18 protein-coding genes are annotated in these 23876 nt (G+C 60.5%); 5 read left to right on the top strand and 13 right to left on the bottom strand.

The features are described 5' to 3' along the window. Positions 1-104: 104 nt before the first annotated feature. Positions 105-1595, bottom strand: a complete 1491-nt coding sequence (amaB, locus tag AC1DVH_RS07100) for an L-piperidine-6-carboxylate dehydrogenase (protein ID WP_477753185.1) — start codon at positions 1593-1595, stop codon at positions 105-107. Between the two features lie 174 nt (positions 1596-1769). Between amaB and AC1DVH_RS07095 the strand changes: the two genes are divergently transcribed. The 3 genes from AC1DVH_RS07095 to nadE all read left to right on the top strand — a co-directional run bounded on the left by AC1DVH_RS07095 (position 1770) and on the right by nadE (position 4946). Beyond that, positions 1770-2681, top strand: a complete 912-nt coding sequence (locus tag AC1DVH_RS07095) for a LysR family transcriptional regulator (RefSeq protein WP_477753184.1) — start codon at positions 1770-1772, stop codon at positions 2679-2681. A 206-nt stretch (positions 2682-2887) separates the two neighbouring features. Then, positions 2888-4114: a nicotinate phosphoribosyltransferase gene (pncB, locus tag AC1DVH_RS07090; RefSeq protein ID WP_477753183.1), complete on the top strand. Its 1227-nt coding sequence runs from the start codon at positions 2888-2890 to the stop codon at positions 4112-4114. Between the two features lie 4 nt (positions 4115-4118). Then, a complete protein-coding gene (gene nadE / locus AC1DVH_RS07085; protein WP_477753182.1) occupies positions 4119-4946 on the top strand; it encodes an ammonia-dependent NAD(+) synthetase in 828 nt (275 codons plus the stop codon). Between the two features lie 151 nt (positions 4947-5097). On the opposite strand, the gene azu is transcribed toward nadE, so the two are convergent. Then, positions 5098-5544: an azurin gene (gene azu / locus AC1DVH_RS07080; protein ID WP_477753181.1), complete on the bottom strand. Its 447-nt coding sequence runs from the start codon at positions 5542-5544 to the stop codon at positions 5098-5100. 344 nt (positions 5545-5888) lie between these two features. Between azu and AC1DVH_RS07075 the strand changes: the two genes are divergently transcribed. Both AC1DVH_RS07075 and AC1DVH_RS07070 read left to right on the top strand, forming a co-directional pair. Beyond that, positions 5889-6476 carry an LOG family protein gene (locus AC1DVH_RS07075; RefSeq protein ID WP_477753180.1) on the top strand — a complete coding sequence of 196 codons (588 nt, stop codon included), beginning with the start codon at positions 5889-5891 and terminating at the stop codon, positions 6474-6476. 68 nt (positions 6477-6544) lie between these two features. After that, positions 6545-6736: a hypothetical protein gene (locus tag AC1DVH_RS07070; protein WP_110660080.1), complete on the top strand. Its 192-nt coding sequence runs from the start codon at positions 6545-6547 to the stop codon at positions 6734-6736. A 184-nt stretch (positions 6737-6920) separates the two neighbouring features. Here the strand turns inward: AC1DVH_RS07070 and AC1DVH_RS07065 are convergent, their stop codons facing one another. The 11 genes from AC1DVH_RS07065 to rnr all read right to left on the bottom strand — a co-directional run bounded on the left by AC1DVH_RS07065 (position 6921) and on the right by rnr (position 23761). Continuing rightward, complete coding sequence (locus AC1DVH_RS07065; RefSeq protein WP_477753179.1) at positions 6921-7811, bottom strand: transglutaminase family protein; 891 nt, start codon at positions 7809-7811, stop codon at positions 6921-6923. Continuing rightward, a complete protein-coding gene (locus tag AC1DVH_RS07060; RefSeq protein WP_477753178.1) occupies positions 7811-10297 on the bottom strand; it encodes a circularly permuted type 2 ATP-grasp protein in 2487 nt (828 codons plus the stop codon). Before AC1DVH_RS07060 ends, AC1DVH_RS07065 begins: the two co-directional genes overlap by 1 nt. An 88-nt stretch (positions 10298-10385) precedes the next feature. Further along, entirely contained in the window at positions 10386-13661 is a 3276-nt protein-coding gene (locus tag AC1DVH_RS07055) for a transglutaminase family protein (protein WP_477753177.1), read from the bottom strand. 388 nt (positions 13662-14049) lie between these two features. Then, complete coding sequence (locus tag AC1DVH_RS07050; RefSeq protein WP_218430973.1) at positions 14050-16353, bottom strand: YgiQ family radical SAM protein; 2304 nt, start codon at positions 16351-16353, stop codon at positions 14050-14052. Between the two features lie 105 nt (positions 16354-16458). Further along, a complete protein-coding gene (gene dnaB, locus AC1DVH_RS07045; RefSeq protein ID WP_477753176.1) occupies positions 16459-17853 on the bottom strand; it encodes a replicative DNA helicase in 1395 nt (464 codons plus the stop codon). Between the two features lie 122 nt (positions 17854-17975). Further along, complete coding sequence (rplI, locus tag AC1DVH_RS07040; RefSeq protein ID WP_034149636.1) at positions 17976-18422, bottom strand: 50S ribosomal protein L9; 447 nt, start codon at positions 18420-18422, stop codon at positions 17976-17978. Positions 18423-18441: 19 nt separating this feature from the next. Further along, the gene (locus AC1DVH_RS07035; protein ID WP_477753175.1) at positions 18442-19335 is read right to left on the bottom strand and encodes a hypothetical protein; all 894 of its coding nucleotides are present in this window, start codon (positions 19333-19335) and stop codon (positions 18442-18444) included. Positions 19336-19371: 36 nt separating this feature from the next. Beyond that, a complete protein-coding gene (gene rpsR, locus AC1DVH_RS07030; protein ID WP_002551829.1) occupies positions 19372-19602 on the bottom strand; it encodes a 30S ribosomal protein S18 in 231 nt (76 codons plus the stop codon). A gap of 28 nt (positions 19603-19630) precedes the next feature. Next, on the bottom strand, positions 19631-20053 hold the full coding sequence (rpsF, locus tag AC1DVH_RS07025; protein ID WP_008048087.1) for a 30S ribosomal protein S6: 423 nt from the start codon (positions 20051-20053) through the stop codon (positions 19631-19633). Positions 20054-20360: 307 nt separating this feature from the next. Next, positions 20361-21128, bottom strand: coding sequence for a 23S rRNA (guanosine(2251)-2'-O)-methyltransferase RlmB (gene rlmB, locus AC1DVH_RS07020; RefSeq protein ID WP_477753174.1), 768 nt, complete (start codon positions 21126-21128; stop codon positions 20361-20363). Then, positions 21125-23761, bottom strand: a complete 2637-nt coding sequence (gene rnr / locus AC1DVH_RS07015) for a ribonuclease R (RefSeq protein WP_477753173.1) — start codon at positions 23759-23761, stop codon at positions 21125-21127. The genes rlmB and rnr overlap by 4 nt, the downstream gene beginning before the upstream one ends. Positions 23762-23876 lie beyond the last annotated feature (115 nt).

The following is a 23876-nucleotide window of genomic DNA, read 5'->3' as shown; positions in this document are numbered from 1 at the left end:
CGCCAAAAGATCGCAGCCTGCGGCAGCTCCTACAAAATCGCAGCCAGTCACAGTCCTGTAGGAGCTGCCGAAGGCTGCGATCTTTCCAGCCTCACAATCAATACTTAATCGAACGTAATACCCTGCGCCAACGGCAATTCCAGCGAATAGTTCACGGTGTTGGTCTGGCGGCGCATGTAGMCSYKCCATGCATCGGAGCCGGACTCACGACCACCGCCGGTTTCTTTCTCGCCACCAAATGCACCACCAATTTCAGCGCCGCTCGGGCCGATATTGACGTTGGCGATGCCACAGTCGCTGCCCACCGCCGACATGAACTGCTCGGCTTCACGCACGTCGGTGGTGAAGATGCACGAGGACAGGCCTTGTGGCACAGCGTTGTTCAGGCGCAGGGCTTCCTGGAAATCGCTGTAACCGACCACGTACAGGATCGGGGCGAAGGTTTCGTGGCAGACCACATCGCTCTGCTCCGGCATTTCGACGATGGCCGGCGACACGTAGTAGGCATTGGGGAACTTGTCTTCCAGCTGACGTTTGCCGCCGAACACCCGGCCGCCTTCGCTCAGGGCTTGTTCCAGCGCGTCCTGCATGTTGTCGAAGCTTTGCTTGTCGATCAGCGGGCCGACCAGATTGCCTTCCAGCGGATGGCCGATACGTACTTTCGAGTACGCGGCTTTCAGACGGGTGACGATTTCTTCTTTCACCGACTCGTGGGCGATCAGGCGACGCAGGGTGGTGCAGCGCTGGCCGGCGGTGCCGACGGCGCTGAACAGGATCGCGCGAACGGCCATGTCCAGGTCGGCGCTCGGGCCGAGGATCATTGCGTTGTTGCCGCCCAGTTCGAGAATGCTGCGGGCGAAACGTGCGGCGATTTTCGGCGCCACTTCGCGGCCCATGCGGGTGCTGCCAGTAGCGCTGATCAGGGCCACGCGCGGGTCATCCACCAGCGCTTCGCCGGCATCGCGACCGCCAATAATCACCTGGCTCAGGTGCGCTGGCGCATCGCTGAAGTTCTTCAGAACGCGATCGAACAACGCCTGGCAAGCCAATGCGGTCAGTGGAGTCTTTTCCGACGGTTTCCAGATCACCGGGTTGCCGCAGACCAGCGCCAGCGTGGCGTTCCAGGCCCAGACCGCGACCGGGAAGTTGAACGCACTGATCACGCCGACGACGCCCAGCGGATGCCAGGTTTCGCGCATGTGGTGGCCAGGACGCTCGGAGGCGATGGTCAAACCGTACAGCTGACGGGACAGGCCGACGGCGAAGTCGCAGATGTCGATCATTTCCTGAACTTCACCCAGGCCCTCCTGAGTGATCTTGCCGGCCTCCCAGGACACCAGCTCGCCGAGGTCGGCCTTGTATTCACGCAGGATGTCACCCAGTTGCCGCACCAGCTCGCCACGGCGCGGCGCCGGAACCTTGCGCCACAGTTCGAACGCATGATCTGCGCGACTGATGTGCTGCTCGACTTCAGCAGCGCCTTCCCAGTTCACGGCAGCGATCCTGCTGCCATCGATCGGCGAGTGCACCGGCACTTTGCCGTTCTGGTACAGGGCCGGGTTCACACCTAGACGATCAAGCAATGCGGCAACCATGGGTCACTCCTCAAGCAAAAGACAGAACACGTGCAGCCAGAAATTCACGGCTGATCAGACCTGTAGTTTTAGCTGCCCGGAGGTTACTCAACAAACGACCTTTAAGAGAGATATCATTCCGTTTATTCATGCTGTGCATTGCTGGCAATAAGAAACAAGAACCAAGGACCGCCCATGCTGAATAAACGCTACTTGCCATCGATCGCTGCGTTGCAGTGCTTCGAGGCCGTCACCCGGCATTTGAGCTTCACCCGGGCCGCCGAAGAGTTGAACCTGACCCAAAGCGCCGTGAGCAAACAGGTCGCGCAACTCGAAGAGCTGTTGCAACACCTGTTGTTTCGCCGGGTGCGCCGCCGCCTGCAGATGACGCCGGCCGGTGATCTGTATCTGGTTGAGGTGCGAAAAATCCTCACGCAGGTCGAGATGTCGACCCATTACCTGCGTTCCTACGGTGGCGAAACAGAAGTCCTGCGGGTTTCGACGCCTCCCACCTTCGGCGCACGCTGGCTGGTGCCGCGCCTGAAAGGCTGGCGCCTGCGGCACCCGTCGATCCACCTGGACCTGTGCAGCGAACAGGAGGCCGACGATCTGCTGCAAGGTCGCAGCGACCTGGCGTTCTACTTCGGCCAGGGCTCACGGCCGGGCACCGAATGCCTGAAGCTGTTCGGCGAAGAGCTGGTGCCGGTGTGCGCGCCGGGCAGCCTGCCAGACACGCCGTTTACCGATCCGACGCAACTGACTGACCTGGTCCTGCTGCAAAATGCTTCCCGCCCCCAGGCCTGGCATGACTGGTTCGACCATCAGGGCTACCACACCGAGCACAGTTACCACGGCCCTCGCTTCGAAACCTTTTATATGTGCATCCGCGCCGCCCAGGTTGGCTGCGGCGTGGCGTTGTTACCACGGTTTCTGGTGGAAGAGGAACTGGCTGACGGCAAGCTGGTCATTCCCTGGCAGCATGCAATGCCCAGCAGCGATGCCTATTACCTTGCGTACCCGGAGCACTCGGCGGAAGTGCCCAAGGTGCGGGACTTTGTGAAGTGGATGCTGGAGCAGATCGATAGCCCAGAGGCAGTGCAACATTAAGCCCCTGCACATCCCCTGTGGGAGCGAGCTTGCTCGCGATGACGTCATCACATTCAATGCTTCAATTGACTGTCAGTCCGCTATCGCGAGCAAGCTCGCTCCCACAGGGATCCGCTGCGCTCCAAGAAATTGCTGGCAATTCTGCCTGCTGATATGCGCCACTAGCGCCATTGTTCAATACCGCTGCAACGCTGGAGATTCCCGTTATGAGCGAGAGTGTGTTTGCCGATCGCATCGTGCAGAACCTGCTCGACACCGACTTCTACAAACTGACGATGATGCAGGCGGTGCTGCACAACTACCCGAACGTCGAAGTCGAATGGGAGTTTCGTTGCCGTAACAGCGAGGATTTGCGCCCCTATCTGGCGGAAATCCGTTTCCAGATCGAGCGCCTGGCCGAGTTGAGCCTGAGCGCCGACCAGTTGAGCTTTCTCGAGCGCATCAGCTTCCTGAAGCCGGACTTCCTGCGTTTTCTCGGGTTGTTTCGCTTCAACCTGCGCTACATCCACACCGGCCTCGAAAACGGTGAGCTGTTTATCCGCCTGCGGGGCCCCTGGCTGCATGTGATCCTGTTCGAAGTGCCGCTGCTGGCGCTGGTCAGCGAGGTGCGCAACCGCTATCGCTACCGCGAAGTCGTGCTGGAGCAGGCCCGCGAGCAGCTCTACCGCAAGTTCGACTGGCTGAGCGCCAATGCCAGCAGCGATGAATTGTCCGAATTGCAGGTGGCCGATTTCGGCACGCGCAGACGTTTTTCTTACCGCGTGCAGGAAGAAGTGGTGAATGTGCTCAAGCACGACTTCCCCGGACGCTTCGTCGGCACCAGCAACGTGCACCTGTCCCGGGAACTGGACATGAAACCCCTGGGCACCATGGCCCACGAATGGATCATGGCGCACCAGCAACTCGGCCCACGGCTGATCGACAGCCAGATCGCCGCACTCGATTGCTGGGTCCGCGAATACCGTGGCCTGCTGGGGATTGCCCTGACCGACTGCATCACCATGGATGCCTTCCTCGGCGATTTCGATCTGTTTTTCGCCAAGCTTTTCGACGGTTTGCGCCACGATTCAGGCGATCCGGTGCTGTGGGCGGAAAAAGCCATCGCCCACTATCACAAGCTCGGCATCGACCCGATGAGCAAGACGCTGACCTTCTCCGACAGCCTGACATTGCCCAAGTGCCTGGAAATATTCCGGGCGCTGCGCGGTCGGATCAATGTCAGCTTCGGCATTGGCACCAACCTGACCTGTGATATTCCGGGTGTCGAACCGATGAGCATCGTGCTTAAAATGACTGCCTGCAACGGCCAGCCGGTGGCGAAGATCTCCGACGAGCCAGGCAAGACGCACTGTAAAGACCCGAATTTCGTCGCTTACCTGCGACACGTTTTCCAGGTTCCTGCCGCCCTTTCAAGTACATCAAGCAAGGAGTGAATTCATGCAAGCCGTACAGCGTGAGATTGCTGAACAGCTCAAGGTCCAGCCGCCATTCGCCGACGAAGCCGCCCTTGAGGCCGAAGTCGCCCGGCGGGTGACCTTCATTCAGGACTGCCTGGTCAACTCAGGGCTCAAGACCCTGGTGCTGGGCATCAGTGGCGGGGTCGACTCCCTGACCGCCGGTCTGCTGGCCCAGCGGGCCGTCCGTGAACTGCGCCAGCGCAGCGGTGATGCCGCGTACAAATTCATCGCCGTACGCCTGCCCTACGAAACCCAGTTCGATGAACACGACGCCCAGGCTTCGGTGGATTTCATCAAGCCGGACGAGCGCCACACCGTGAACATCGGCCCGGCGGTCAAGTCCCTGGCCAATGAAGTCGCGGCCTTCGAAGGCAAACATGCGGTGTCGGTGGACTTCGTGCTCGGCAACACCAAGGCACGCATGCGCATGGTCGCCCAGTACACCATCGCCGGCGCGGCCCATGGCCTGGTGATCGGCACCGATCACGCGGCGGAAGCGGTGATGGGGTTCTTCACCAAGTTCGGTGACGGCGCCTGCGACCTGGCGCCACTGAGTGGCCTGGTGAAAAACCAGGTCCGCGCCATCGCCCGCAGCTTCGGCGCGCCGGAGTCGCTGGTGGAGAAAGTCCCGACCGCCGACCTCGAAGACCTGTCGCCCGGTAAACCGGACGAAGCTTCCCACGGCGTGACCTACGCCGAGATCGACGCGTTCCTGCACGGCAACCCGGTGCGTGAAGAGGCGTTCAGGATCATTGTTGATACGTACAACAAGACCCATCACAAGCGGGTGATGCCGTTTGCGCCGTAACGCCTGCGCGCAGGAGCGTGCAGGAGCTGTCGAGTAAAACGAGGCTGCGATCTTTTGATGTTCAAGATCAAAAGATCGCAGCCTGCGGCAGCTCCTACAAGCGCAAAAAAAAGCGTCCACTACGGACGCTTTTTTTATGACTGCGATTCAATTACTTCAGGGTCACGGTGCCTTTCATCATCGAGATGTGGCCCGGGAACGAGCAGAAGAAACCATACTTTTCAGCGGCATCCAGCTTGGACACATCGAAGGTCACCGAGTCTGTCTCGCCAGCGCCGATGATCTTGGTGTGGGCGATCACGCGGGCGTCGCCTTCCTTCAGGTAGTTCTTGTCGATACCGGCGCTCAGGCCGTCGGTGGCGATCGGCTGCATGTCGGCTTCTTTACTCAGCACCCAGTTATGGCCCATGACGTTCTTCGGCAAGCTGCCGGAGTGCTTGAGTTCCACGGTAAACGTCTTGCAGCTCTTGTCGATTTCAATGGCCTTGGTGCTAAAGGACATTTGATCGGTGGAGTCAATGGTGGTCTTGCACTCGGCAGCCATCAATTGGCTGCTGGCCAGTGTCAACAGGGATACCGCAACAAGTTTGGCAAACATGGTGAATCTCCAAGGCAGGGTTAACGAAATCGCGAATGAACAGAAGACTGCCTGAAAACTTCGCAAGTTCATATGACTTGAATCAAAAATTGTATACAACTTTCGGGCTATGACGCYGATGCAAATTATCTACCGGCCAAGTGTCTGGCCCGGGCCTATCATCAGGCCGTCCCCCTTCAAATGGAATGTCTGTCATGTCGATCAACAGCCTGTTGTGCAGTTTGCTGGCCGCCTACGCCTGCGGTGCCAGCGGTACGTACGAAACCCCGGAACACCAAGTCTAGCCCTTGGAGTGGCGTGCGCCTGCCTTTACTCTGTGGCCCTGATCGACCAAGGAGCAAGGCATGTCTTTAACATCCGTTTGTGTATTTTGTGGTGCCAGCACCGGCACCAACCCGGCTTACCGCGAAGCAGCCGTGGCCCTTGGCCGGGCGTTGGCCGAGCGCAAGCTGACTCTGGTGTATGGCGGTGGCGCCGTGGGCCTGATGGGCATCGTCGCCGATGCCGCGCTGGCGGCCGGCGGTGAAGTGATCGGCATCATCCCGCAAAGCCTCAAGGACAAGGAAATCGGCCACAGCGGCCTGACTCGTCTGGAAGTCGTCGATGGCATGCACGCGCGCAAGGCGCGGATGGCCGAGCTCAGCGATGCCTTTATCGCGCTGCCCGGTGGCCTTGGCACCCTCGAAGAACTGTTCGAAGTCTGGACCTGGGGCCAGCTCGGCTACCACGGCAAACCGCTGGGTTTGCTGGAAGTGAACGGTTTCTACAGCAAATTGACGTCTTTTCTCGATCATATCGTCGGCGAAGGCTTCGTTCGCGGGCAGCACCGTGACATGCTGCAAGTGAGCGAATCGCCGCAAACCCTGATCGATGCTCTGGATGCCTGGCAACCGTCCATAGCGCCAAAATGGGCCGAGCAAAAACCCAGCTAACGGCTTGGCACCGATACAGGGCAGAATATGCGCCGCTCAACCTCACCTTCGACCCCAGAGGATCGCCCATGGCCAAACCTAATTATTCCTTCGCCAAACGTCAAAGAGACTTGGCCAAGGAGCAGAAGAAAGAGGAAAAGCTTCAGCGCAAGAAAGCTACAGCTGAAGAAGAAGCAGCCGCACTGAACCCGGAAGCAGAAGGTGAAGTGGCCGCAGAAAGTGATGTTGAAGCACCGAAAGATCAGGCGCCCGACGCCTGAGACCCTCAGGGCCCGATGATCTGATCAGGCCCACCGGATCTGTGTCCAGGGTTGGCAGCTTTGCTGCCGATCCTCTGTAGGAGCGAGCTTGCTCGCGATGGTCGTTAACGATAACGCTGCAAGTCTGACACCCCGGCGCTCTCGGGTTCTTCGCGAGCAAGCTCGCTCCTACAGGGGACCTGCGTTAATCCAGTGGCATCACTGTGACGCGCACTTCCGGATCGTGGTTCCCTCCTCCCAGAATCACCCCCCGCAATGGCGACACATCAGAAAAATCCCGGCCCCAGGCCAGGGTGATGTGCTCCAGCGCCGGTTGCACATTGTTGGTCGGATCGAAATCCACCCACCCCAGCACCGGGCAAAACACCGAGACCCAGGCGTGGGACGCATCAGCACCGATTAGCCGTGGCTGACCCGGCGGTGGCTGGGTCAGCAGGTAGCCGCTGATGTACCGCGCCGCCAATCCACGGGACCGTACGCAAGCGAGCATCAGGTGGGCAAAGTCCTGGCAGACCCCGCGTCGGCGCTCCAGCACCTCCACCAGCGGCGTCGCCACCTGGGTCGCTTCGGCATCGAAGGTGAACTCGCTGAAGATTTTCTCCATCAGCGCCTGCACGCCGAGCAACAACGCTCGACCGGGCGGAAAACAGCTTTGCGAAAACTCGACGAAGTTTTTCTTCAAATGCACATACGGCGATTCAAACCGGTATCGGCAGGCTTCGAGTAGCTCGGGCGACAGCGGTTGGCTGCTGTAGGTCAGCGCGCTTCGGGTCTGTTCCCACGCTGGTGACCGATTGAAGTCCAACGCAGGTCGGGGCAGCACTTCAATGGTCAGGCTGGCGTTGACCAGCAATTCATCGTGGGGACGCTCGAACGCCAGCCGGGTCAGCGGATTGCCGAATACATCCAGTTCATCGCGACGCGAGGTCGGCTGCGGACTGATCTGCAATTGCCGGTCGGTGCAGCGCTGCCAGGCACAAGGCCGCGGCCACAAATGCGCCAATTGCTGGGCCAGGGACACCGGGCTGTCATAGTGATAATGGGTGTCGTGGAAAATCTGGTAGTGGGCGCTCATCAGACGGACACCGTGCGCTGGCTGACATCGTCGACATGGGCGAAATGCCGCAGCGCCAGGCGATCGGAAACCTGCCCGCCGGCGTCGGCGATCTCTTGCAGCAGCGCGGCCAGCCCTTCGATGGCGGCGCGAACACTCGCGTCGCCGAACAGCGGGTTTTCCAGGCAGCCCAGATCGAATCGCGCCAGACGCTCGACCAATTGCGGCAGCGCCGTTTCGCGCGGCACGCCAAAGTCGTCGTTGAGGCGCTTGAGGGTGCGGGTCACCAGTTTCAACTGGAACAACACGGCGTGAGGGTTCTGCTCGTCGAGCAACAACAGGTCGAGCACCGGGATCATCTGTGCCACCGCCAGGTATCGAGAACGATAGGTGATACTGCTGTTGCCCAGTTCCAGCAACCACTCCAGGCCGGCCTGATCGAAAGCCCCGGCGCCCCGCAGGAACGCCGCCAGGCTGCCGCTGAGAAACTGCAGACGCTCGAGCCGCCGGCCAATCATCAGGAAACGCCAGCCTTCGTCCCGGGTCATGTCGTCCAGGGCAAAGCCGGACAGTGCCGCCAGGGACATCACCAGACGGTTGAGGAAATCCAGCAACTCGCCGAAATCCGGCTCTTCGGTTTCCAGCTCCATGGCTTCACGCTGCAACTCCACCAGTGCCTGCCAGTTTTCCCGCGAGAGTTTGCCGCGCACCTGTGAAGCAGCCCACTGCAAGCGTTGCAGGTTGGAGCGCAGGCTGAACGGCCAGTCATCGCCGAGCAGCGCCGCCAACAGGCGCTCCGGCAATTCGCCCTCATCGGGTAACAACATCAGCCGTTCACCGAGATCCACCGCAGCCTGCAGGGCTTGCGGGTCGTCGCCGTCGACATAGCGCGCCAGCATGATGCGCAGCAAACGGGCGCTGTCGTCGCAACGCTCGCAGTAACGGCCAAACCAGAACAGGTTTTCTACCACCCGCGACGGCAGGTATGGATCGCGCCGCACCAGGTCATGCACGCCGATATTGCGCTGGGCCTTCCATTGTTCGCCGCTGGGCGCACGATCGCCCAGCACCCAGGTGTCTTTACTGGCGCCGCCGCGCTGCATCGACACCACTTCGGCATCGGCTTGCGCGGCGACCCGGGTCAAGCCACCGGGCAGCACCCGGTAGCCCTCGCGGCTGGCCACCGCATACACGCGCATGCCGATGGCACGGGGCTGCAGTTGACCGTCTTCAGCTTGCCAGATCGGCGCCTGGGACAATTGCGCGAGTTCTTGTGCCACATAAGCGTAAGGCCGTGCCTGCATGCGCTCGGCGAGTTCCTGGCGCTGTTTTTCACCCAAATCACGGCCAAATACCGGTGCAAAGCTTTGGGACGGAAACGCCGGTTTGATCAGCAGCTCCGGCAGTTTTTCCAGGGCCTGGGCCAATACCGACGCTTCGCCGCACCACCAAGTGGCGATGGACGGCAGGATCAGCTCTTCGCCGAACAGGAATTGATTGATCTTCGGCAGAAACCCCAACAACCCCGGCGATTCCAGCACACCACTGCCGAGGGCGTTGGCCACCAGCACCCGCCCCTGCCGCACTGCTTCCAGCAGGCCCGGCACGCCGAGGGCTGAGTCGGTTCGCAGCTCCAGCGGGTCGCAGAAATCATCGTCGAGCCGGCGCATGATCGCGTGAACCCGGCGCAGACCACTCAGGGTCTTCAGGTAGACCGTCGCATCGCGCACTGTGAGGTCGCCGCCCTCCACCAGTGGGTAGCCGAGCTGGCGAGCGAGGTACAGATGTTCAAAATAGCTTTCGTTGAAACGCCCTGGCGTCAGCAGCACCACCAACGGTGCGTCCCCGTCGTTCGGGGCCTGACGAGCGAGGGTTTCCTGCAAGGTGCGAAAGAACCCGGCCAGGTGCTGCACTTTCAGATCGCGGTACAGCTCGGGAAAGGCCCGGGACACAATCGTGCGGTTTTCCAGCGCATACCCGGCTCCCGAAGGCGCCTGGGTACGATCCGCCGTCACCCACCAGCGGCCATCGGGTGTGCGCGCCAGATCCACGGCATACAGATGCAGAAAGGCTCCGTCAGGCGGGCTGATGCCCTGACAGGGCCAAAGGAAGTTGTTGTGACCGAACACCAGCTCGGCGGGCAAAAGACCTTCGGCAATCAGCCGTTGCGGACCGTAAAGGTCAGCAAGCACGGCATTGAGCAACCTGGCCCGTTGCGCGATGCCGGCCGCAAGGTGCTCCCACTCCTCGGCGGCAATGACATGGGGCAGCAGGTCCAGTTCCCATGGTCGGTCAGCGCCTTTGGGATCGGCATAAACGTTATAGGTAACGCCGTTCTCCTGGATTTGCCGGGTCAGCAGGGCCTGACGCTGCACCAGTTGCGCCGGCGTGCTGCGTTGCAACTGCTCGAACAACCGGCGCCAGTGCGGGCGCACGGCGCCACTGTCGTCGAGCAGTTCGTGATAGGTGCCCGCCGTCAGCGGGTAGCGGTCTAGCAGGTCAGGCATGGAAAGCTCGGCAGACAGCAATGAACGGTCAGACTAACGCAGGCTCGTGACGCCCGGATATACGTAAAATCCGAGCGTCGCGTACGGTTTAGAAACGTCGCAAATCGAGCGTCATCGGCAGCTCGTCGCTGATTTCCAGATTGGGTATAGGAAGTTTCCCTGGCGTGTGTCCGATGCGGAAGAAGCGCGCCATTCGCCGGCTCTCCGCTTCATTGGCGTTCACCGGCAAGCTGTCGTAATTGCGCCCGCCCGGGTGGGCGACGTGGTACTGGCAGCCGCCCAACGAACGCTGCATCCAGGTATCGAGCAAGTCGAACACCAGGGGCGCGTGGACCGGGATGGTCGGTTGCAGGCAGTTGGCCGGTTGCCAGGCACGAAATCTCACGCCAGCAACGAATTCGCCTACACGCCCGGTGGGTTGCAATGGCACGGGCACGCCGTTGCAGGTCAGCAGATAACGCTGGGGCGGCAAGCCGCTGAGCTTGACCTGCAAACGCTCCAGCGACGAATCCACGTAACGCACCGTACCGCCCATGGCGCCCTCTTCGCCCAGCACGTGCCAGGGCTCGAGCGCCTGGCGCAACTCCAGCGCAATGCCACTGACGGCGTAGTCGCCAACCTTGGGAAAACGGAACTCCAGATGCGCGGCGAACCATTCGGCCCACACCGGATAACCGGCGGCGTTGAGGTCGACGATGACATCGGCGAAGTCTTGCTCGATAAAGTGCGGCAACAGGAAGCGATCGTGCAGCTCCGTACCCCAGCGCGCCAGTTTCGGCGGCGCATAGGGCTCGCGCCAGAACCGCGCGACCAGCGCCCGCAGCAACAATTGTTGCGCCAGGCTCATGCGCGCATGGGGCGGCATCTCGAATGCACGCAGCTCCAACAATCCGAGGCGCCCGGTGGCACCATCCGGCGAATAGAGTTTGTCGATGCAGAACTCGGCGCGATGAGTGTTGCCCGTCACATCGATCAGCAGATTGCGCAGCAGTCGATCCACCAGCCATGGCGGACATTCCTCACCCGCTTCAGGCATTTGTGCGAAAGCAATTTCCAGTTCGTACAAGGCATCGTTGCGGGCTTCATCGACGCGGGGTGCCTGGGACGTCGGGCCGATGAACAATCCGGAAAACAGGTAGGACAGCGACGGATGGTTGTGCCAGTAGCTGATCAGGCTGCGCAGCAGATCCGGGCGACGCAGAAACGGCGAGTCCCCCGGGGTCGCGCCACCCAGCACGAAATGGTTACCGCCGCCCGTGCCGGTATGCCGGCCGTCGATCATGAATTTCTCGGTGGTCAGTCGGGTCTGGCGCGCTTCTTCGTAGAGAAATTCGGTGCGCTCGACCAATTCATCCCAGGTCGCGGACGGCTGCACATTGACCTCGATCACCCCCGGATCCGGGGTGATGCGAAAGTTGCTCAGGCGTGGATCGCTCGGCGGCTCGTAGCCCTCAAGCAACACCGGGCACAGCAACTCTTCGGCGGTGGCTTCGATGGCAGCGACCAGTTCGAGGTAATCCTCGACCCGCTCCAGCGGCGGCATGAACAGGTACAACCGGCCTTCCCGCGCTTCGGCGCAGAAGGCAGTACGGGTCAGCCAGTCGGCGGATTCGTCGAGCTTCGGCGCGCGCTCTTGTACCTCGGCAGCTTCGCTTTGGCTTTGCAGTTGCGCAGTGTCGGGTAGCGGCGGGAAGTCTTGATTCGGGTCTTGCGGATGAATGAACGGATATTCCGCCGCTTTCACCCAAGGCTGCGACCCCAGCGGCAAGCGATAACCCAGCGGCGAGTCCCCCGGCACCAGGCGGCAGTGCTCGTCGCGCAGATACCAGCGCCCGCTCTGCCACTGGTCGCCCTTGGCGGTGCGCGCCAGCGGCAGGACCTGGCCGATGACCTTGTCCAGCCCCTGGCTGAATACTTTGCGCAGGCGTGCCCGTTCCAGGGGTTCTTCCAGACGCGAGTCTTCGGCGCTGACGTTTTGCGGCAACAGCCCTTCGCGCCAGAGGTAATAAAAATTGTCTTCGTAGGCTGGGAACACAAAGCGTGTCGGAATCTTCAGGCGTTCGGCGACACTCGCCAAAAATCGCCCGGCAAGTGCGCCATCCGCGCCGTAGTCTTCCTGCTCGTCGGCGATCAGCGCGATGTTGTGCCAGATCGGCACGCCGTCACGGCGCCAGTAGCAATTGAGCGACCAGCGCGGCAGTTGCTCGCCGGGGTACCACTTGCCCTGCCCGAAATGCACCAGCCCCTGGGGCGCGTAATGCTTGCGCATGCGCCGGAACAGTTCAGCGGACAACCGCCGCTTATCCGGCCCCAGTGCCGCGGTATTCCACTCGGCACCGTCCGGATCATCGATGGACACAAAGGTCGGCTCGCCACCCATGGTCAGGCGCACATCGCCTTCCAGCAAGTCGGCATCGATCTGACGGCCCAGGGCCTGGATCGCCAGCCACTGTTCGTCGCTGTAGGGCTTGGTGACCCGCGGCGCTTCCCAAATCCGCTCCACGGACATTTCGTGGCTGAATTCGCACTCGCAGGGTTCCACCAAGCCACTGATCGGCGCCGCAGAGGACGGATCGGGACTACAGGCCAACGGAATATGCCCTTCACCGGCAAACAGCCCGGAAGTCGCATCCAGGCCGATCCAGCCGGCGCCGGGCAAATACACCTCGCACCAGGCGTGCAGGTCGGTGAAATCCACTTCGGTGCCGGAGGGACCGTCGAGACTTTTGACGTCGGCGGTCAGCTGGATCAGGTAACCCGACACGAAACGCGCCGCCAGCCCCAGGTTGCGCAGCAGTTGCACCAGCAACCAAGCGGAGTCGCGGCACGAACCGGAGGCCTGGTCGAGGGTGTGCTCAGGTGTTTGTACACCGGGCTCCATGCGGATCAGGTAGTCGATGTCTTCGCTCAGGCGCTGGTTGAGTGCGACGAGAAAATCCACGGCGGGCAACGGTGTGCGGTCGATGCCGTCCAGATAGGCCTTGAACTTCGGCGTCAGGGGCAAGGTTTCCAGGTACGGCGCCAGTTCCTTGCGCTCATCGGCGGCATAGGCGAAGGGGATCTTTTCCGCATAGGGCTCGAGAAAGAAGTCGAACGGATTGAAGATCGCCATTTCTGCCAGCAGATCGACCTCGATTCGCAATTCCTCGGTTTTCTCCGGGAACACCAGCCGCGCCAGATAATTGCCCTGAGGGTCCTGCTGCCAGTTGATGAAGTGCTGTTCGGGGGAGACTTTCAGCGCATAAGACAGAATCCGCGTGCGGCTGTGAGCGGCGGGACGCAGACGAACGATCTGCGGGCCGAGCTCGACAGCGCGGTCATAGCGGTAATGCGTGACGTGGTGCAATGCGACATGAATCGACACGGCGTGCCTCCTGCGAGCCTTGAACGTATAGGAAAGCGCGCAAGACTTATGCCATCCAGCAGCGCTGGCGCTTTCTCCGGTTACTGGAGGCAGTACAGCACCAAAATCGGGCGATGCGGGAAATTGGTTAGATGCAGTCGCACGTATTTGTGGCGTTGCGCGGCAGATTCGCCACCACCACTGACCTCATCGCGAGCAAGCTCGCTCCCACAATGGCCGGGGTTGTGCCTCAGTTGTGTGTTCACAGCAAATACCTGTGGGAGCGAGCTTGCTCGCGATGAGGCCGGTAGCTCCAACACTGCTTTCAGCCCAGTACGCTAATTTTCCGCGGCTCAGAAATGCAAAACGCCAACCCGAAGGTTGGCGTTCTGTTGAGTTCAAGCGAGGTTTAGCGCGGCACGACAGGCTTACGCGTCGGCTTGGGGCCTTTGCCCTTGGCCGCGTCCTTGCGTTCCTTGGCCGCTTGCTGGTTGCGGGCGAACGCCGCAGCCTTGGCCTGTTCACGCTTGTCCCACGGGTTGCCGCCATCGCTGGCACGTGGTGGCAGGCCGGTATGCTGGGTCAGGATCTTGGTGGTCTTTTCCCCTGCAACCTTGTGGCTGCCGGCCGGCGTCGAGTTCTTGCGACGGGCGCTCTGGTAGCTGTCGGTCGACGGCTGGTGCAAAGGAATCAGCTGGTTCTTGCCCGGCCCGATCAGGTCGGCGCGGCCCATGCGGGTCAGGGCCTCACGCAGCATCGGCCAGCCTTTCGGGTCGTGATAACGCAAGAACGCCTTGTGCAGACGACGCTGCTCTTCGCTCTTGACGATGGTCACCGCGTCACTCTTGTAGGTGACCTTGCGCAGTGGGTTCTTGCCCGAGTGGTACATCGCGGTGGCGGTGGCCATCGGCGACGGGTAGAACGCCTGCACCTGGTCGGCACGGAAGCCGTTGCCCTTGAGCCACAGGGCCAGGTTCATCATGTCTTCGTCGGTGGTGCCCGGGTGCGCCGCGATGAAGTACGGAATCAGGTACTGCTCTTTGCCCGCTTCCTTGGAGTACTTCTCGAACATGCGCTTGAACTTGTCATAGCTGCCGATGCCCGGTTTCATCATCTGGTTGAGCGGACCTTCCTCGGTATGTTCCGGGGCGATCTTCAGGTAGCCACCGACGTGGTGAGTCACCAGCTCCTTGACGTATTCCGGCGACTCGACCGCGAGGTCGTAGCGCAGGCCGGATGCAATCAGGATCTTCTTCACACCCGGCAATTCACGGGCACTGCGGTACAGCTGGATCAGCGCCGAGTGGTCGGTGTTCAGGTTCGGGCAGATGCCGGGGAACACGCAGGATGGCTTGCGGCACGCGGATTCGATTTCCGGGCTCTTGCAGGCAATGCGGTACATGTTCGCGGTCGGGCCGCCAAGGTCGGAGATCACGCCAGTAAAACCGGGAACCTTGTCACGAATTTCTTCGATTTCACGAATGATCGATTCATGGGAACGGTTCTGGATGATCCGGCCTTCGTGCTCGGTGATCGAGCAGAAGGTGCAGCCGCCGAAGCAGCCACGCATGATGTTCACCGAGAAGCGGATCATGTCGTAGGCAGGAATTTTTTCCTTGCCATACGCCGGGTGCGGAACACGGGCGTAAGGCATGCCGAACACGTAGTCCATTTCTTCGGTAGTCATCGGAATCGGTGGCGGGTTGAACCAGACGTCCACTTCGCCATGCTTCTGCACCAGCGCACGGGCGTTGCCCGGGTTGGTTTCCAGGTGCAGCACGCGGTTGGCGTGAGCGTAGAGCACCGCATCGTTGCGGACTTTTTCCACCGACGGCAGACGGATCACGGTCTTGTCGCGGGTCATGCGCGGGCTGGCCAGGATCTGCACGACCTTGGCTTCCTGCGGATCTTCAACCGGACCCTTTTCCTGCTCGATGGCGCAGGCCTGGGTGTCCTGGGTGTTCACGTACGGGTTGATGATCTTGTCGATCTTGCCCGGACGGTCGATGCGCGTTGAGTCGACTTCGTACCAGCCTTGTGGCGTGTCACGACGGATGAACGCGGTGCCGCGCACGTCGGTGATGTCTTCGATCTTGTGACCGTAGGACAGACGCTGGGCGACCTCGACGATGGCCCGCTCGGCGTTGCCGTAAAGCAGGATGTCGGCGCTGGCGTCGATCAGGATCGAGTTGCGCACACGGTCCTGCCAGTAGTCGTAGTGGGCGATGCGGCGCAGGGACGCTTCGATGCCGCCGAGCACGATCGGCACGTGCTTGTAGGCTTCCTTGCAGCGCTGGCTGTAAACCAGGCTGGCGCGGTCAGGACGCTTGCCTGCCAGGCCACCCGGCGTGTAGGCGTCGTCGGAACGGATTTTCTTGTCCGCGGTGTAGCGGTTGATCATCGAGTCCATGTTGCCGGCCGCGACACCGAAGAACAGGTTCGGCTCACCGAGCTTCATGAAGTCGTCTTTGGACTGCCAGTTCGGCTGGGCAATGATCCCGACGCGGAAACCCTGGGACTCCAGCAACCGGCCGATGATCGCCATGCCGAACGACGGGTGATCGACGTAGGCATCACCGGTGACGATGATGATGTCGCAGGAATCCCAGCCAAGCTGATCCATCTCCTCCCTGCTCATGGGCAGGAATGGCGCTGGCCCGAAACATTCGGCCCAGTACTTGGGATAGTCAAATAACGGCTTGGCTGCTTGCATGTCGATAACCGGTGTTGGCTTTCATTGAATTTCGCGGGCGCGGAATATAGCACAAATTTTGACCAATTCCGACGGCTATGGTCGGAAATTGGTGTGCCGAATAACTTACTCGTCGTCGAAGTTGTAACTACCCGGCGCCAGGTTTTCGAAGCGGGTGTACTTGCCGATGAACGCCAGACGCGACGTACCGATCGGGCCGTTACGCTGTTTACCGATGATGATTTCAGCGATGCCTTTATGCTCGGTTTCCGGGTGATACACCTCATCCCGGTACACGAACATAATCACGTCAGCATCCTGCTCGATCGCTCCGGATTCCCGCAAGTCGGAGTTGATCGGGCGTTTGTTCGGTCGCTGCTCCAGGGAGCGGTTGAGCTGGGACAATGCCACTACCGGGCAGTTGAATTCCTTGGCCAGTGCCTTCAAGGAACGGGAGATCTCGGAAATCTCGTTGGTCCGATTGTCGCCGCCTGAACCTGGAATCTGCATCAATTGCAGGTAGTCGATCATGATCAGGCCGACATCGCCATGCTCACGGACCAGACGTCGGGTTCGGGCGCGCATTTCCGACGGGCTGATGCCGGCGGTATCGTCGATGAACAGCTTGCGGTCATTGAGCAGGTTGACCGCCGAGGTCAGACGCGGCCAATCATCGTCCTCCAGCTGACCGGAACGAACCTTGGTCTGGTCGATCCGCCCCAGGGACGACAACATACGCATGATCAGCGACTCGCCTGGCATCTCGAGCGAGTAAACCAGTACGCACTTGTCGCTGCGCAACACGGCGTTTTCCACCAGGTTCATCGCAAAGGTGGTTTTACCCATGGACGGACGGCCGGCAACGATGATCAAGTCGGCAGGTTGCAGGCCGCTGGTTTTCTCGTCGAGGTCAGTGTAGCCAGTAGAAAGCCCGGTGATAGCGTTGTCAGTATTGAACAAGGTGTCGATGCGGTCGATGGCCTTGGTCAGGAGGTCGTTGACACCTACCGGGCCGCCGGTTTTTGGCCGGGCCTCGGCGATCTGGAAGATCTGCCGTTCGGCTTCGTCGAGAATCTCTTCAGCCGTACGACCTTCCGGATTGAAGGCGCTGTCGGCAATCTCCGTGGCTATGCCGATCAACTGCCGCAAGGTAGCCCGTGCGCGAACAATCTGTGCATAGGCCTTGATGTTGGCGACGGACGGGGTGTTTTTCGCCAGTTCGCCCAAGTAACCGAGACCGCCGACCTGTGAAGTCTGACCTTCCTTGTCCAGTTGTTCGGACAGGGTCACGACGTCGATCGGCATGTTCTGATCGGCCAGCTTGGCGATCGCGCGGAAGATCAGACGGTGGTCATGTCGATAGAAATCGCCGTCGGAGACTTGATCGAGCACACGCTCCCAGGCGTTGTTGTCCAGCATCAGACCACCGAGTACAGCCTGTTCGGCTTCGATGGAATGCGGCGGCACTTTCAGCGCGGCGGTTTGCAGATCGTATTGCTCAGGAGCGGAGATATCGTTCATGGCCACTTGATTCTTGGTGATAAAAAGCAGGGGTTTCAGAAAGACAAAGGGCACGACCTGTAAACAGGATCGTGCCCGATGTTACCGGCAAGCACCCGAGGGTGCCAGCCGACAAGTGCTGCTTAAGCTGCTACCACGACAACGCGTACGGTGGCTTCAACTTCGGCGTGCAGGTGCACGGCTACGTCGAATTCGCCTACGTTGCGGATGGTGCCGTTCGGCAGACGAACTTCGCTCTTCTGCACTTCAACGCCGGAGGCGGTCAGTGCGTCAGCGATGTCGTGAGTACCGATCGAACCGAACAGCTTGCCTTCGTCGCCAGCGGTGGCAGTGATGGTCACTTCCAGCTCGGCCAGTTGGGCAGCGCGGCTTTCAGCCGACGATTTACGATCTGCTGCAGCTTTTTCCAGCTCAGCGCGACGCTCTTCGAACGCAGCCAGGTTGGCTGGGGTCGCAGCGGTAGCTTTGCCGTAAGGCAGCAGGTAGTTACGACCGTAACCAGCCTTAACGTTCACTTTGTCACCCAGGTTGCCCAGGTTGGTGACTTTTTCCAGAAGGATCAGTTGCATGTGAAAATCCTCTTAACTTTTAACCTTCACCGTTCGCGTTATCGGCATCTTTCGGTGCCGAACGACCGCGAAAATCAATCAGGCTGTCGACGATGGCCAAGACCACCAGCAACGGATAGATCAGTTGCATGAACAGCAACAGCGTCACGTACAACCCCACCAGCCAGAACCTGGCCAGTCGCTTCTGCGCCACCAGCCCGTGAATCAGGGCCAGCCCGGCGAACACCAGCGGTACGCTGCACAACGGCGTCAACATGGCCATCTGCGGACCGATGTTCGGCCCCAGAAGCATGCACGCCAGCAGCAACATCGCCGGCAACAGCGGGAAGCGGATGGCGCGAAACTCGCGACCAAAACCGCCCGGGTTGTACAACAACGCCTGCCAGTAACGCCCGACAAGCAGGCTCAGCAAGCTGACGATTTGCAACAACGCCGCAATCAGGCCGGTCAGGACCGGTGCAATCAGGGACGCGAAACGCGCTTGTTCGTCTACCGACAACTTCTGGTAGACATCGCCGAGTAGCGACGGCATGACTTTGATCAAAGCCTGCGCCAGCATCTCGATCTGGGGAGCAAAAGCTGTCCCCAACACCACTGAAAACACCACTCCCATCGCTATGCTGACCAGCAGCACGCGGTTCCAGGACTCGCTTGCGCGCAAAACCAACGCAAGGCTCGCAGACCCCAGCAGCACCAGAAGTACCCGTGGGTCGTCGGAGTAAAGCCACCAGGCCAATGCCGGCAGCAGTCCCAGAGCAAGAACGCCCAGGGCGTCCCTCAATCCGCGCCGCAGGAGCACAAGGCATCCGGCGGCAGCACCCAACCAATACAACAACGGCATCGCCGCGCATCCAGCCACTACGAGAGTGGCCTGCATACGGCCGCGCATGATGAACTCAGCTATGGCCCGCATGCATTCAATCCTTTGCTACGTGTCGACTGCCCGGTCTCAGCGGCCGTGGCTGTCGGTGTAGGCCAGCAGGGCCAGGAAGCGGGCGCGCTTGATAGCGGTGGCCAGCTGACGCTGATAACGAGCTTTGGTACCGGTGATGCGGCTTGGAACGATTTTGCCGGTCTCGGATACGTAGGCTTTCAGAGTGTTGAGATCTTTGTAATCGATCTCTTTCACGTCTTCAGCGGTGAAGCGGCAGAATTTACGACGACGGAAGAAACGTGCCATGTAATTGGCTCCTTAAAAGGTCCGTGGATTACTCGTCAGCGTTATCGCTGTTGTCGCTGTCATCACTATCAGCGCTTTCGGCGCCTTCGTGCTCAGGACGGTCGCGACGCTCACGGCGCTCACTGCGGTTTTCTTCAGCCTTGAGCATCTCGGACTGGCCGGTAACGGCTTCGTCGCGACGGATGACCAGGTTACGGATCACTGCATCGTTGTAGCGGAAGTTGTCTTCCAGCTCGGCCAGGGCCTTGCCAGTGCACTCAACGTTCAGCATCACGTAGTGAGCCTTGTGAACATTGTTGATTGCGTAGGCCAGTTGACGACGGCCCCAATCTTCCAGACGGTGGATTTTGCCGCCGTCTTCTTCGATCAGCTTGGTGTAACGCTCAACCATGCCGCCGACTTGCTCGCTTTGATCCGGGTGGACCAAAAAGATGATTTCGTAATGACGCATGAATGCTCCTTACGGGTTGTAGCCTGCCGCTCAAAAGCGGTCAGACAAGGAGTGAATGACACTTATGGACTTGCGGACGCTAGACACGTTGGTGCCTGCCATCACAGCAAGGGGCGCAATTGTAGAGAAGGGGCGAGGGAGGCGCAAGGTAATTGGTGATTAATTGAACAACCCCCGACACTAAAAGGTACTGTAGGAGCGAGCTTGCTCGCGAAGGTCGTCAACGATAACGCGGGGAAGCTGATACTCCGCGGTGATCTTGAGTCCTTCGCGAGCAAGCTCGCTCCTACAGTGGGTCGTGCGCTAATCAGGACTTCTTGGCAGCAGCCTTGGCTTTGACACTGCGCTGACGCTGCGCTTCGAACAGGCAAACGCCAGTCGCCACGGAAACGTTGAGACTGCTGACACTACCCGCCATCGGCAGATTCACCAGATAGTCGCAATGTTCGCGGGTCAGGCGACGCATGCCCTTGCCTTCGGCACCCATGATCAGGATGGTCGGGCCAGTGAGATCCTGGTCATAAAGACTGACTTCGGCCTCCCCCGCCGTACCGACAACCCACAAGCCGCGCTGCTGGAGCTTTTCCAGGGTGCGCGCCAGGTTGGTCACGGCAACCAGCGGAATCACTTCCGCCGCACCGCAGGCGATTTTTCGTACAACCGGAGTCAGGGTCGCCGACTTGTCCTTCGGCACGATCACTGCCAGCGCGCCCGCCGCATCGGCCGAACGCAGGCAGGCGCCGAGGTTGTGCGGATCGGTCACGCCGTCGAGCACCAGCAACAACGGCGCGCCGTCGGTGCGATCGAGCAACTCGTCGAGCATCGCCTCGCCCCAGACCTGGCTCGGACTCACGTCCGCGACCACACCCTGGTGCACGCCTTCAACCCAGGCATCCATTTCGCGGCGCTCGGCCTGACCGACCTGGACCCGGTTTTCGTTGGCCAGCTCGATCAGTGCCTGGACCCGAGGGTCATTGCGACCTTCGGCCAACCAGATCTGCTTCACGCGTTTCGGGTGGTGACGCAACAACGCTTCTACAGCATGTACGCCGTAGATCTTTTCCAACTGACTCATGGCTTGGCCTTAGGTTTACGCGCCCCGCCACTCTTGGCTGGAGCCGAGCCCGCTTTTGGCGGGCCTTTACGATGTTTGCTCGGTTTGGCTGGCTTGCCGCCGGCAGCCTTTTCAGGCGCCGACCGTCCGGTCTTTCCCGTAGACGCCGCTTTACCGCCGCTTTTCGCGCCGGCGAGCAACGCCTGCTTCATTTCACGGCTCTTGCGCACTTCAGCGTTTTTCGCCGCTGCATCGCTCGGGCGATAGGCCTCGACCGCCTTTTCCTTGGCAGGACGACGACCGGTTTTCGCCGGGGCCGGTTCTGCGACTGTTTTTGTAGAGAGGGCCGCAGGTGCTGCCGCTTCCGTGCCACGTTTTTTGCGGCCGATCGGTGCGCTGATGGTTTTTTCGGCCATCTCGAAGTCGATCTTGCGTTCGTCGAGGTCGACGCGCATGACCCGCACTTCCACGGTGTCGCCCAGGCGGAAGCTGCGACCGGTACGCTCACCGGCCAGGCGGTGATGCACAGGATCGAAGTGGTAATAATCGCCCGGCAGCGCGGTGACGTGCACCAGGCCTTCGACGTAGATATCGGTCAGTTCGACGAACAGACCAAAACCGGTCACGGCGGTGATCACACCCGGGAACGATTCGCCCACGCGGTCCTTCATGAACTCGCACTTGAGCCAGTTCACCACATCGCGGGTCGCTTCGTCGGCACGGCGCTCGCTCATCGAGCACTGCTCGCCGAGTTGCTCCAGGGCCGCCTCGTCGTACGGATAGATGCGCGCTTTCGGAATGGTCATCGCACCGGCACGGCGAACGTGCGGGGTGTTCTGCTTCGAATGGATCACGCTGCGAATCGCCCGGTGTGTGAGCAAGTCCGGGTAGCGGCGGATCGGCGAGGTGAAGTGGGTGTAAGCCTCATAATTCAGGCCGAAGTGGCCCTGGTTATCGGCGCTGTACACCGCCTGGCTCAACGAACGCAGCATGACGGTCTGGATCAGGTGGAAATCCGGACGATCCTTGATACCAGCCAGCAGTGCCTGGTAATCCTTCGGTGACGGGCCGTCCTTGCCTTTGTGCAGGGACAGGCCGAGCTCGCCAAGGAACGCGCGCAGTTTTTCCAGGCGCTCCGGCGGCGGGCCGTCGTGAACGCGGTACAACGCAGGGATTTCGTGTTTCTTCAGGAACTCGGCGGTGGCCACGTTGGCCGCCAGCATGCATTCCTCGATCAGCTTGTGCGCGTCATTGCGGATTGTCGGACGGATTTCGGCGATCTTGCGCTCGGAGCCGAAGATGATCCGGGTTTCCTGGGTTTCGAAATCGATCGCGCCACGCACATGGCGAGCCGCCAGCAACACCTTGTACAGCGAGTACAGCTGCTTGAGGTGCGGCACCACGTCGGTGTATTCGCCGCGCAGCTTGCGCGCCTCGGTCGCCTTCGGCGTTTCGAGCATGGCGCTGACCTTGTTGTAGGTCAGGCGCGCATGGGAGTGGATCACCGCTTCGTAGAAACAGTAGTCGGTCATTTCGCCGGATTTGGAGATGGTCATCTCGCAAACCATGGCCAGGCGGTCGACCTGCGGGTTCAGCGAGCACAAGCCGTTGGACAGCTGCTCAGGCAGCATCGGAATCACGCGCTCGGGGAAGTACACCGAGTTGCCGCGAACCTGCGCTTCGGCATCGAGTGCCGAACCGAGCTTCACGTAACTGGATACGTCGGCAATCGCCACGTACAACTTCCAGCCGCCCGAGAACAGGCGCAGCTTGCCCGGACGGGCTTCGCAATAGACCGCATCGTCGAAGTCGCGGGCATCTTCGCCGTCGATGGTGACGAACGGCAGATGACGCAAGTCGATGCGTTTCTCTTTGTCTTTCTCTTCGACTTCCGGCTTGAGCTTGCCGGCTTCCTTGAGCACGGCATCAGGCCAGACGTGAGGAATGTCGTAGGTACGCAGGGCGACATCGATTTCCATGCCCGGCGCCATGTAGTTGCCCACGACTTCAACCACGTCGCCTTGCGGCTGGAAGCGTGGCGTCGGCCAGTGAGTGATCTTCACTTCGACGAACTGACCGATCTGCGCGTTGGCGTTACGACCCGGCGTCACCAGCACTTCCTGCTGGATCTTCGGATTGTCGGCAACCACGAAACCGATGCCACCCTCTTCGAAATAGCGGCCGACGATGGTTTCGTGAGCGCGGGACACCACCTCGACGATCATGCCTTCGCGGCGACCACGACGGTCAAGGCCAGATACACGGGCCAGCGCACGGTCACCATCGAACACCAGGCGCATCTGCGCCGGGCTCATGAACAGATCGTCACTGCCGTCGTCCGGCACCAGGAAGCCGAAGCCATCACGGTGACCGCTGACGCGACCCAGGATCAGGTCGAGCTTGTCCACCGGCGCATAAGTGCCGCGACGGGTATAGATGAGTTGAGCATCGCGCTCCATGGCGCGCAGACGGCGGCGCAGGGCTTCGATCTGGTCTTCTGTAGTCAGACCAAACTCTTCGACCAGTTGCTCGCGGTTAGCAGGCGAACCTCGATCAGCAAGGTGCTGAAGGATCAGTTCACGGCTAGGAATAGGGTTTTCATATTTTTCCGCTTCACGAGCGGCCTCGGGATCGAGGGACTGCCAATCGGCCATTAGAGAGTTTTCACCTTGTCTATATGCGGGTTAGTTTGGCATAGGCGTAATGAAACGGGAAATTTCAGGCTAAGACGCCCCATCTAAAGCCCTGTATCGACACCACAAAGCTGTT

It is taken from the genome of Pseudomonas sp. P4_C3, assembly GCF_056402075.1.
This window is presented reverse-complemented; position numbering and strand designations above follow the sequence as displayed.